The sequence below is a fragment of the Subtercola sp. PAMC28395 genome, from assembly GCF_018889995.1.
In the GTDB taxonomy this organism is placed as follows: domain Bacteria; phylum Actinomycetota; class Actinomycetes; order Actinomycetales; family Microbacteriaceae; genus Subtercola.
In genome coordinates this window covers 2552949-2564766 of sequence record NZ_CP076547.1, presented here as the reverse complement: position 1 = coordinate 2564766, position 11818 = coordinate 2552949, and the positions used below count along the sequence as shown (strand labels likewise).

The 11818-nt window shown below is 63.0% G+C and carries 6 protein-coding genes; 3 read left to right on the top strand and 3 right to left on the bottom strand.

Annotated features, from left to right (window positions below; all coding sequences use genetic code 11):
- The first annotated feature begins 15 nt into the window (after positions 1–15).
- The gene (gene zapE, locus KPL76_RS11810; RefSeq protein ID WP_216333713.1) at positions 16–1047 is read left to right on the top strand and encodes a cell division protein ZapE; all 1032 of its coding nucleotides are present in this window, start codon (positions 16–18) and stop codon (positions 1045–1047) included.
- Between the two features lie 249 nt (positions 1048–1296).
- Positions 1297–2616, top strand: coding sequence for an ammonium transporter (locus KPL76_RS11805; protein WP_216333712.1), 1320 nt, complete (start codon positions 1297–1299; stop codon positions 2614–2616).
- A gap of 141 nt (positions 2617–2757) precedes the next feature.
- Here the strand turns inward: KPL76_RS11805 and KPL76_RS11800 are convergent, their stop codons facing one another.
- Positions 2758–4542, bottom strand: coding sequence for a long-chain-fatty-acid--CoA ligase (locus tag KPL76_RS11800; protein WP_253202024.1), 1785 nt, complete (start codon positions 4540–4542; stop codon positions 2758–2760).
- A gap of 138 nt (positions 4543–4680) precedes the next feature.
- Positions 4681–7506 (bottom strand): glucosidase, encoded by a 2826-nt coding sequence (locus KPL76_RS11795; RefSeq protein WP_216333711.1) that lies wholly within the window; start codon positions 7504–7506, stop codon positions 4681–4683.
- Positions 7507–7705: 199 nt separating this feature from the next.
- On the opposite strand from KPL76_RS11795, the gene KPL76_RS11790 reads away from it, so the two are divergent.
- Positions 7706–10456, top strand: a complete 2751-nt coding sequence (locus tag KPL76_RS11790; RefSeq protein WP_216333710.1) for a LuxR family transcriptional regulator — start codon at positions 7706–7708, stop codon at positions 10454–10456.
- Here KPL76_RS11790 and KPL76_RS11785 read toward each other — a convergent pair.
- Complete coding sequence (locus KPL76_RS11785) at positions 10412–11785, bottom strand: glycosyltransferase (protein WP_216333709.1); 1374 nt, start codon at positions 11783–11785, stop codon at positions 10412–10414. The genes KPL76_RS11790 and KPL76_RS11785 overlap by 45 nt on opposite strands.
- Between the last annotated feature and the right edge of the window lie 33 nt (positions 11786–11818).

The following is an 11818-nucleotide window of genomic DNA, read 5'->3' as shown; positions in this document are numbered from 1 at the left end:
CTTTAATAGCCAGTGATGACAACTGACAGCACAACTCTTCCTTTGCACCTCGTCGACCTCCGGCCCACTCTGAGCGGTGCGGAGATGGCTGCGGTGCTTGTGCCACCACGCCAGTTTGACACGGCATCGTTCGACTCCTACCGGCCCGACCCCGATCATCCGTCACAAGCCGCAACACTCCAGACGGTGAGAGAGTTCGCCGGCAGCTGGGCTCCCGCCAAACCCACCGGGTTCTTCGGGCGCGGCAAGAAGGCTCCGGCTGCGAAAGCGGGAATCTACCTCGACGGCGGGTTCGGCGTCGGAAAGACCCACTTGCTCGCCGCGCTCTGGCATGCGGCTCCCGGGCCCAAGTATTTCGGCACGTTCATCGAGTTCACTGCCCTGGTCGGCGCACTCGGGTACGCCGAGACCGTGAAACTCCTCACCGGCGCGAAACTCATCGCCATCGACGAGTTCGAGCTCGACGACCCGGGCGACACGATGATGATGACGCGCCTGCTCGGCGACCTCGTCGCCACCGGCAGCAAGCTCGCTGCGACATCGAACACGCCACCGAACGCCCTGGGGGAGGGTCGTTTCGCAGCCCAGGACTTCCTGCGCGAAATTCAGGCACTGGCCGACCGCTTCGACATCATCCGGATCGACGGACTCGACTACCGCCGCCGTGACATCGAGGGACACGCGAAGACGATGAGCTCCGAAGAGCTTGCCGCGCAGATCAGTTCACTCGAATCCAACGGTGCCCGATTCACCGTCGACTCCTTCTCGCAGATCGTGGCCTTCCTCGGCTCGCTTCACCCGTCGAAGTACATCAAGCTCCTCGACGACGTCGATGCGCTGGTGATGACAGACGTGGTCGAACTGCACAACCAGACGGATGCCCTGCGGCTCGTGGCCTTCATCGACCGCGTCTACGACGCTCAGCTGCCCATCTACGCCTCTGGCGTGCGGCTGGACCAGGTGTTCGCCGGTGACATGCTGAACGGCGGCTACCGCAAGAAATACCTGCGTTCGGTCTCCCGTCTCATCGCCTCGACCCAGTACTGAGAACCGACAGCGGATGGTATGAAATGTGCCCCAAACAAGGGGTAAACATTTCAATCGAATTGTCGGTTCGCCGAAACACAGATGTTACAAACGTCTCAATCGCGTTACGCGCCCGAAACATGGTTCGACACCTGTCGAAACCTCGACCCACGATGCTAACGGTGTAGCCGAGGCGAGCAGATCCCGACATGAACCCGGATTGTCCTGCGCACCGGTGCATTTACTCGGTTCGAGAGAGGTAATTTTTCAATGTTCCTAGCAGATGATCCAACAGCAGGGCAACTTGCAACAACGATCAACGCCCTGTGGCTGCTGGTAGCCGCAGCGCTCGTGCTCGTCATGACCCCCGGTGTCGCCTTCTTCTACGGTGGCATGGTCAAGGCGAAGAGCGTTATCAGCATGATGATGATGAGCTTCGGAGCCATCGGCCTCGTCGGTGTGCTCTGGATGATCTACGGTTACGGTCTCGCTTTCGGTACGGTTGCCGGCGACACCAGCAACGACCTGATCAAGGGCGTTCTGGGAAACCCGACCGGCCAGTTCTTCCTGAGCGACCTCATCTCGGCACCGGACGGATCGGGCCCGAACCTCTTCGGCCTCGCGTTCGCCGGCTTCCAGGCGACGTTCGCCATCATCACGGTCGCCCTCATCTCCGGTGCGATCGCCGACCGCGCCAAGTTCGGCGCCTGGATGGTCTTCGCCTTCTTCTGGGTGACCATCGTGTACTTCCCCGTCGCTCACTGGGTGTTCAACTTCACCCTCACCGACGGCGTCGTCTCCGACGGTGGCTGGATCGTCTACAACCTCGGCGTGAACGACTTCGCCGGTGGAACCGCAGTGCACATCAACGCCGGTGCAGCCGGCCTCGCCCTGGCATTGGTTCTCGGCAAGCGCATCGGATTCCAGAAGGGCATCCAGAAGCCTCACAACGTGCCTCTGACCTTGCTCGGCGCTTCGCTGCTCTGGTTCGGCTGGTTCGGCTTCAACGCCGGTTCTGAAGCTGCTGTCGACGGCATCGCGGCCACCGCCTGGATCAACACGCTCGCTGCTCCCGCCGCTGCAATCATCGGCTGGCTGATCGTCGAGAAGATCAAAGACGGCAAGGCAACGTCGATCGGTGCCGCTTCTGGTGCAGTCGCCGGCCTGGTCGCCATCACCCCGGCGTGTAACATCCTGACGCCCGGTTGGGGCATGCTCCTCGGTCTGATCACCGGTGCCGTCTGCTGTGTCGCGATCGAGCTGAAGTTCAAGCTCGGCTTCGACGACTCGCTCGACGTCGTGGGTATCCACCTCGTCGGTGGAATCATCGGTACGCTCTACATCGGCATCTTCGGTAACGGAATCGGCCTCATCGACCGGATCGCTGCTGGCGACTCCAACCCGCTCTCGCAGCTCGAGGCTCAGGGGCTTGGCGCCTTGTCAGTGCTGGTCTACTCCTTCGTTCTCGCCTGGATCATCGGCACGATCATCCAGAAGACGATGGGCTTCCGCATCACCAACGAAGACGAGATCGCTGGCGTCGACACAGTGGTTCACGGCGAAGAGAGCTACGCACTCGACGCGGTGTAACCACCACCTGCACCAAACGCTTCACAGCAACAACCAGCTTCACAGCAGAAAACCGGGTGTCGCTTCCTCTTTGGAGGCAGCGGCACCCGGTTTTTGCGTGCACGCGGGACGGTGTCTGTACGGCCGGCACTGTGCGTTCATTCAGTCCTGCGCGAGCAGATCCTCCCGCACCCTGCGGCGCAGCACCTTGCCGATGAGCGAGGTCGGGAGCTCGTCGATGACCACGATGCGCCTGGGCACCTTGTAAGCGGTGAGGTGGTCACGACAGAAGTCCCGGATGCCCTTCTCATCGAACTTCGCACCCTTCACCAGCACGACAGCCGCGACGACGTCTTCGCTCCCACCGGCACCGGGCAGGCCGACCACGGCGGCGTCCTTCACGCTCGGGTGGAGGCGAACCGCCTCCTCGACCTCCGAGGGCGAGACGTTGAATCCGCCCGTGATGATGAGCTCCTTGATGCGGTCGACGACTGTGACGAATCCGTCGGAGTCGGCCGTGACGATGTCGCCGGTGCGAAACCAGCCCTCATCGATCAGCACGTCACGCGACTGATCGGGCTTCTGCCAGTACCCCGCGAAGACCTGCGGCCCCCTGATCAGGAGCTCACCCGCCTCACCCTGGGGCAGGTCGCGAGTCGTGTCTTCGCGGTCGACGATGCGGATCTCGGTACTGGGGAATGGCACACCGATCGTGCCGGGCTTACGGCTTGGGCCGACGGGGTTGCCGAGCGCCACAGGTGAAGTCTCGGTGAGGCCGTAGCCTTCGACCAGGATGCCCCCGGTGACCTCTTCCCAGAGGCTCACGGTCGAGGCCGGCAGCGTCATTGCGCCGGAGATCGCGAACCGGATGCCGCGAAGATCGACGCCTCGATCCCTGGCCGTCTGGGCGAGCTTCTGGTAGATGGGTGGCACGGCAGGCAGGAACGTCGGTGGATGCTTCTTCGCTGCCCGGAGAACCAGGTCGACATCGAATCGGGGAAACAGCACGAGCCGCGCACCCGCGCTCATGGCGAACGTCAGGCAGAGGGTGAGCCCATAGGCGTGGAACATCGGGAGAGCGCCGTAGACGACTTCGCCTCCTTCACGGAGCTCGGGCAGCCAGGCCCGCCCCTGCAGTGCATTGGCGTGCAGGTTGAGGTGGGTGAGCATGGCGCCTTTCGGGCTGCCGGTGGTGCCGCTGGTGTACTGAAGAAGAGCAAGGTCCTCCCTGATGGGCCCGGGTACCGAATCCTTGATCCGGCGGTGATTCAGCAGCGTCTTCCAGGCAGTGGTGTGGCGCGCGACTCCGTGCAGAGCATCGCGGGCCAGGCGTGCCTTCTTCACCGGCAGCCGAAGTGCAATCCGTGTGTGCAGAGGCATGCCTTCGGTGAGGTCGACAGAGACCAGGTGTTGCACTGCAAGATCGTCGGGCATCTTCTGGATCGTTTCGCATACCTTGTCCCACGCGATCACGACCCGGGCTCCGTGGTCTTCGAACTGGTGCCGGAGTTCTTTCGGCGTGTAGAGCGGGTTGTGTTCGATGACGATCGCGCCGAGTCGCAGTACTGCGTAGAAGGCAGCGATGTGCTGGGGGCAGTTCGGCAACACCAGGGCGACACGATCGCCGTGCTTCACGCCCATTCGGCGGAGGCCCTCCGCCGCGCGGTCGATCTGCTCGCCGAGCTGTTTGTAGGTGGTTTCAGCACCGAAGAACTCGAGGGCGACCTTCGACCCGTAGGTCTTCACCGAAGCGCGAATCAGGTCGCTGAGTGACCCCTCGGGCAGTTCGATGTCGGTGGGAACGCCGGAGGCGTAACTCACCAGCCACGGCCGGTCCGCGAGATAGCGCGTGGAAACCCGAGCATCATCTGGAACAGGTCTGGCTGAAACCGATCCATCGGATCGAGGACTCTCGTCGTTCGTGTACTCAGTGGTGCTCATGCTCATCTGTGGCTGCAACCTCTCTGTAGCGCCTCAGCACCGTCTACAGCGGTGCGGATCCAAGACAGTATGCGCGGAGCCACCCCTGCTCCCGTAGCTGACTGTCGGCTTCCGACAACCATCGGCCCCGCGCAGGCGAAGCGATTATGAGACTTCGCCGGTCAAAGGTGCCTCGCGACCACCGGTCGTCAGGATGAGATGGGCGACGAGCGCGGTCCACCCCGTCTGGTGTGAGGCACCGAGCCCCTGGCCGGTGTCACCGTCGAAGTATTCATAGAAGAAGACGTTGTCCTTCCATCGGGGGTCGGTTGAGAGCAGGTCGTAACGGGCATCCGCCGGCCGTCGGCCATCGGGCCCCGGCAGAAAGAGCGAGATGAGCCGATGAGAGAGGGCGTCAGCAACGGAATCGAGGCTCATGAAGACGCCGGAACCGAGCGGGAACTCGACGACGGCGTCGTCATCCGGGTCGCCGCCCCCTGGGCCATCATCCACAGGCTCATCGACGGCCGAACTGTAGTTTCGCAACGCTTCGATGAACAGCACGTTCAGCGGAAACCAGACCGGCCCACGCCAATTGGAGTTGCCCCCGAAGAGCCCGGAGGTGGATTCCGCGGGTTCATAGTCGACACTCGCGGTCTGACCGTTCACCTCGACACTGAAGGGATGCTCGCGGTGATACGCGGAGATGCCGCGAATACCGTGGTCTGACAGCATTCCCTGTTCGTTGAAGACCTTCGTCACGATGCGATGCAACCGCTCCGGAGAGACGAGGGCCAATAGGTACCGGTCGTCCTCCGGCCCGTGACGACCGTGCACCGCTTTCGCGAGTCGCGGGTGATTGGTGAGAAACCAGGCGACCCTGGTCTTGAACTCCGGCAGATCGAGCTGTCCGTGAGCCACGAAAGCGAGCGAGGCGGCAACGGGCACGAGCCCGACCAGGGAGCGGACTTTGAGCGGCACATCCCGTCCGTCCGCGAGATGAAGCACGTCGTAGAAGTAGGCGTCGGTGTCGTCCCAGAGGGCGGTGTCGTTCGCCGAATCGGCGATCTGCAGAAAGTGCTCGAAGAACTTCGTGGCCACGTCTTCGTACGAGCGGTCGTTCGAAGCGAGTCGCACAGCGATGTTCAGCAGGTCGAGCGCGTACATGGCCATCCACGCGGTCGCATCGGCCTGCTCGAGGATGCCGACTTCGGGCGGCAGCTTCGAGCGGTCGAGAGGGGCGATGTTGTCGAGCCCCATGAACCCGCCCTCGAACAGGTTGTTGTCCCCGTGGTCCTTGTTGTTCGTCCACCAGGTGAAGTTCATCAGCAGCTTGTGGAACACCCGCGCGAGAAAGCTGAAGTCGGTTCCGCCGTCGAGCAGAAAGACCTGCAGGGCTGCCCAGGCATGAGTGGGCGGGTTCACATCGGAGAAATTCCACTCGTACGCCGGGAGCTGGCCGCTCGGGTGCATGTACCACTCGCGCAGCATGAGAATGAGTTGCGCCTTGGCGAACTCCGGATCGATGTGAGCCAGGGTCACGCAGTGGAAGGCCAGGTCCCAGGCGGCGAACCACGGATACTCCCACGGGTCGGGCATGAGGATCACGTCGTGGGCGTCGAGGTGTCGCCAGTGCTGGTTCCTGATCGTCAGGCGTTCTGGTGGCGGCGGGGGAGAGGCCGGGTCTCCCGAGAGCCACTTGTCCACATTGAAGTGGAAGAACTGCTTCGACCAGAGCAGCCCCGCAAACGCCTGGCGCAACACGCGGGCTTCATCGTCGCTGGCGTCGCCGGGCGTGACATCGGCGTAGAACGCGTCGGCTTCCTGCTTTCTCAGGGTCACGATCTCGTCGAAAGAGGTGGTGTTGAAAAAAGCCGTGTCGAAAAGAGCCGTGTCGAAAGATGCCGGGTCGGACGAGGCGGTGTCTGGGGAAGCCGCGTCTGAGGAAGCGGAGGAAGCGGAAGCCGAGGCGGGCGGCTCAGGGGCCGAGAGCGGCTCGTCGTACCCGCCTGTCAGCCTCACTCTGATCACCCGCGACCCACCCGGAGCAACAGTCACCGTGTAGTGCAGCGCCGCTTTGGTGCCCTCACCCTGAGGGTTCACGGTCTCCGCTCCCGCAACAATGAAGTCGTTGATGCCGTCTTTGGGGAATGCCGGCGACTCGAGTTCATCGTCGTCGGGGACACCAGAGGCAAAGAGCCGTGCGGTGTTGGTCTCGTTGTCGCAGAACAGTGGATGACCGCCGGACTCTCCCCGCAGAACCAGGCGGTGCCCGTCGGGAGTTTCGCCGACTATGGTCGACGACCCAGCAGGCCCGGGAGAGTGCAGTCGCGGTCTCTCTCCCTGGCCTTCATACCCCCAGGACCAGGTGTTGCGGTACCAGAGTGTTGGCAGGACCTCGATGGTCGCAGCATCCGGACCGGCGTTCTCGAGAGTGATCTGCATCAGGAGATCGTGCGGGCCCTCCTTGGCGTAGTCGACGGTGACCACCCAGTAACGGGAGTCGTTGAAGATCCCCGTGTCGACCAGCTCGTATTCGGATTCGAGCTTGCTGCGCCGGGCGTTCGTGTCGATGAGGTCGTCATAGGGGAACTCGGCCTGCGGGTAGTGGTAGCGCCAGGTGTTGAACGAATGGGTCGGCGTGCTGTCGAGGTACCACCAGTACTCTTTGACGTCTTCGCCATGATTGCCTTCGGGGCCGGTGAGCCCGAACATGCGCTCTTTGAGAATCGGGTCGACCCCGTTGTGCAGGGCCAGGGCAAGGCACCATTTCTGCCCGATGTCACTGAACCCGGCCATACCGTCTTCGTTCCAGCGGTATGTGCGGCTTCGCGCATGGTCGTGGGGGAAAGACGCCCACGCGTCGCCGTCGGCGCTGTAGTCCTCGCGAACCGAACCCCAGGCGCGCTCAGCGACGTACGGCCCCCAGTCCCGCCAGGCGACAGACCCGTCATTCGCCTGGGCCAACCGGAGACGTTCGGAGTCAGTCATGCACTCATTCTGGCTCACTCCGTGCTGGGTCATCTTCGAAGCTCCTGGCGGAAATTCCTCGAATTCGTCAAAGAACCACCCCCATTTCAGGTGGCAGACACGCCGAACGGTGTGCTGAAAGACTCCATACGTAAAGCCGAAACACACTTTGCAGAGCCAAACGTTAGGATCTCGCGGCCCTCGCGGGTTGAACCACACCATGAACCTCATTGGGCGCCAAACGGCGTTATCGCGAATCGTCTCGGTCGGGCAACAGCCCGAAGAGAACGCTGTCGTGGTCTATGGGGGGCCGGGTCTTGGCCGCACGAGTCTGCTCGAATCGGCGCGCCCGTTGTTGCCCATGCGGTCGGTGCTTGTTCGAGCGAATCCCTCCGAGTCGGAGATTCCGCTTTCCGGGTTGTCATTGATGATCGCGAATCTGGGCGATTCTCGCCTGGCGGAGTTCACGGGGCGTTTCACCGTCGCAAGTGGCGAGAAGGAACACCTCTTCGCTGCCGCCAACGCCCTGCTCTCGCTCCTGAGAGGGCTCTCACTCGACCCTGTAGTCGTGCTGCTCGACGATGCCGACAGGATGGATGAGGAGAGCCAGGTCATCGTGGGCTTCATGAGCACCCGTCTCACCTCGACCGGAATCCGCCTTGTGCTCTCACTTCAGGAGCTACCCGTGAACTCACCATTCGCCGGGTTGTCAGCCGTTGCGCTGAATCGTCTGAACCGAGCCGAATCCGAGCGTCTGTTCACCACCTTCGCCGGGCCCGATGCCGAGCCCGGCACCAGGCAGATCGTCTGTGATTTCGCCGAGGGAAATCCTGTCTCCCTGACGGAGATCGTGCAATCGCTCACCGATGAGCAGCTCAAAGGCGAGTCGGGTCTGGCGCTTCCGTTCAGACCCGGGCCCCGAATGCTGGAATTCGCCCGGAACGCGATCGCCGGGATCGACGAAAAGACGATGCAGATCCTGAAATCCGTGAGTACAGCCCCTCTTGTGCACCTCGAAAGCCTGATCGGAGACAACCCGGAGGCGACAGACGCGATCGACGATCTGGTCAGCAGTCGGCTGGTGCACATCGACGGCCGCTACGTTCTGGTGAGCGATCCTCTTGTGCGCTCCGGCCTCTATTGGGGCATGAAATCCGGGCAACGACGCGAGGAGCATGCGCTCCTCGCCCACGTGAATCGGGAATCCGATCCTGTTCTGGCATGCTGGCACGAATCCTGGAGCATCATGGGGTCAACGGGGCCGGGCCTTCTGGAAGGTGCCGCCGCACTGGCTACCGAAGGCTTCCGTACGGCAGCTGTGGAGTTCGTCGAACGAGCTCTTCTTCTGAGGCACCGCACCCAGTCGAGCATCGAGGAGATGCTGGGGGTGGTTCGCGCATTCGTCGATCGCGGCGACCTCGAGCTCGTCCTTCGGTACTGCGCACTCGGTCTGTCGGCGTCGATCGAACCGACGCTCGCTCTTGCGCTCTTCAGGGTGAAGGTGATTGCGACGTTCCTCCTCGAGGAGCGAATCGCCGCCGACGATGTCTGGGCACACATCGAGACGGCCGATGTGGCCCAGCCGAGCATCCGGGTCGAGATCAATGAGCTGTGCGCCACCGCAGGTCTCCTTGCTGCAGAGAGGGGCGAGACTGCAGAAGCGAACCGCTACCTCGCGAAGATCGAAACCGACAGCGTGGCCGGCGACGCCCTGATTCCAGGGCAGGACCCGTGCCTCACGGTAGGAGCATCAGACGGCGTGTCGACGGGATTCGACCTTCGCACGGTCGTGGTGCGGGCACTGGGGGGCACGCTCGAACCTCGGTTGCCCTCGTTTCTCTCCGCAGACGCGGCAGAACTCCAGTCCGATCCCATCGCGTCTCAGCTTGATGCGGCGCGCGCCCTCACCTTTGCCGAACATCACGACGATGCGCGCCGCATCTTCTCGAGAATGCTCATTCACGCCCCTGAATCTGCGAGCGTGTTGCGCGACACGGTTCGGATCTACGCTGCAGAGAACGACATCGCCGCGGGTCACTTCGACCAGGCCGGAGCCCTCGTCGACCAGCTGAACATCGAATCCCGGGTGATGCGGCTGCGCCAACTGCTTCTGCAGACCTGGTGTCTGACCATTCGCGGAAAGAGTGAACTGACGGGCCCTCTGATCGCTGAGTGCCTCACTCTGGTCGAACGAGACCGGAATCCGGTTCTGGGTGCGCGGTTCTTCGCCAACCAGGGAACCACGGCGCTCATGCGCGGCGAAGTCGAGCAGGCGGTCGATGAATTCGATCGGGTTCGCGCCTTCACCGCCGAGCTTCCGTTCACGCTCCACCCGCGATACCTGCCCGACTTGATCGAGGCGACGGTGCGCGGGAACTCGCCGCAGGATGCCCTTGACCTGCTCGCAGAATTCGACGAACAGCGTGCACGGACGCCGATGCGGTGGTCACTGCTGGCAGCTGCCCGTGCACGAGCGATTGTGGCACCGGATGATCGGGCCATCGCCGCGTACGAAGAAGCTCTCGCGCTCTTCACACCGGCGGATTCGCCCTACGAGCTCGGAAGAACCCTACTGAATTACGCATCGCGGCTCGACCGGATCTCAGGCCCGGAACAGGGCAACAGTGCCCGTGCTCGTGCGCATCATCTCTTCGGACGGATCGGCGCCCCGGCTTGGACGGAATCCGTCGTGCGCCCCCAGAGGGTGGCCCAGCCCCCGCCTGAAGCACGACCCGATTTCGAATTGAACGACAACGAGCTGGCTATCGTTCACATGATCCAGCGTGGCTTCAGGAACAAGGAGATCGCTGCGCGACTCTACATCTCACTTCGCACCGTCGAAGTGCGCCTCACCCAGATCTACCGCAAGACCGGGGCGAATTCGCGCACACACCTCTTGGCGCTGCTCACGCACTACGAGACGCAATCAGAGCTCGTCTCCCCGACGTCGGCCCTGAGCGGCGAGCGCTGATCCCGTCGTGGGCACCTGCTCGGAGACCAGCTCTGCGCCGCGCCGCGAAGGGCTCGTCCACACGCCGTTCGATTCGCCGATGATCGCCTCGGGCAGGCGATGGAGGCAGACCGCGGCATCCACGATCCGCAGGAGAGGAAAGGCGAATCCGAGCAGCAGGTAGACGGGCCGACGGGTGGCCGCGGCTGTGAGAATGGTCAGCAGGTAATCGGGTATCACGAACCCGAGGACGAGCACGTACACCGGTATTCCCACGCCCACTGAGACACCGCCGATGGTGCCGTCCCACCCAGCGGAGGCGAACACGCTGCTCAGGGCCGAGACGATGATCATCGGCACGAGAAGGAGCACCAGCACGCTGCTCACCACGAGTTCAGCGACGTAGAGGTACAGGGCGAACCAGAATTTGCGGGGCTGGAACGGATGCCTCAGCACGGTCTGCCAGAACCCGAGCGACCAGCGCCCCACTTGCTTGAGGTAATCGTGGAAGTTGTCGGGGTCCTGGGTGAAGGCCACCGCTGCGCCCGGATGGAACGCGATCCGCCCCAGTTTCTTCGCGTGGATCTCGAACGTCATGTTGTAGTCCTCGATGGTCAGGCCCGCGGCCGCGATGTCGACATGACTCAGGATGCCCGTGCGATACATGCTCGCAAAGCCGGGTACGATCGACACGACATCCGCAGGTCGTGCGGCCTGCCCAAACTTGATCAGGAGCTGCACGACCACGTAGACCCGCTCACGGTAGGCCACCAGGACCCGTCCCAGCGCAGACCGGGCTCCCGGAACGACGAGTGTCGTCGCGCGGCCGGCCACAGCCACAACTCCATCGTCGGTGAATAACGGCAGGCCGGTCTGCAGGTAGTCGTCGGAGAGCACGGTGTCAGCGTCGAGCAGCACGACGACTTCGAAGGCGCCGGCCAGGTCGAAGTGCTCGATGCCTGCGACGAGCGCGCCGGCCTTGCCGCGGTTGGGGTTCAGTTCGAGAACGTTGGCTCCAGCATCCATCGCCATCCTGGCTGTGTTGTCGTGTGAGCCATCCGAGATGACGAAGACGTGGTTCATCGGCACCTGGGCACCCGCGGAATGAAGGGTCTTCGCAATCACGGTCTCTTCGTTGTGGGCGGCGATCAGTATGGCGACGTCGCGGCGCCTGACGATACTCTGCTCGGCCGGAACCCGCACCAGCCCGCGGCGCACGTCATAACGGGTCTGGAGCGAGTTCATCCCTGTCGCCGCTATCCTGGCGAGCCCAGCCGTGCCCCAGATGATCGTGTTGAGGCCCAGCACAAGCACCATGACGAGAATGAAGGCGATCTCCGTCTGGTTCATTCTGTGTTCTCCCCGATCGTCTGGCCAGTGCCC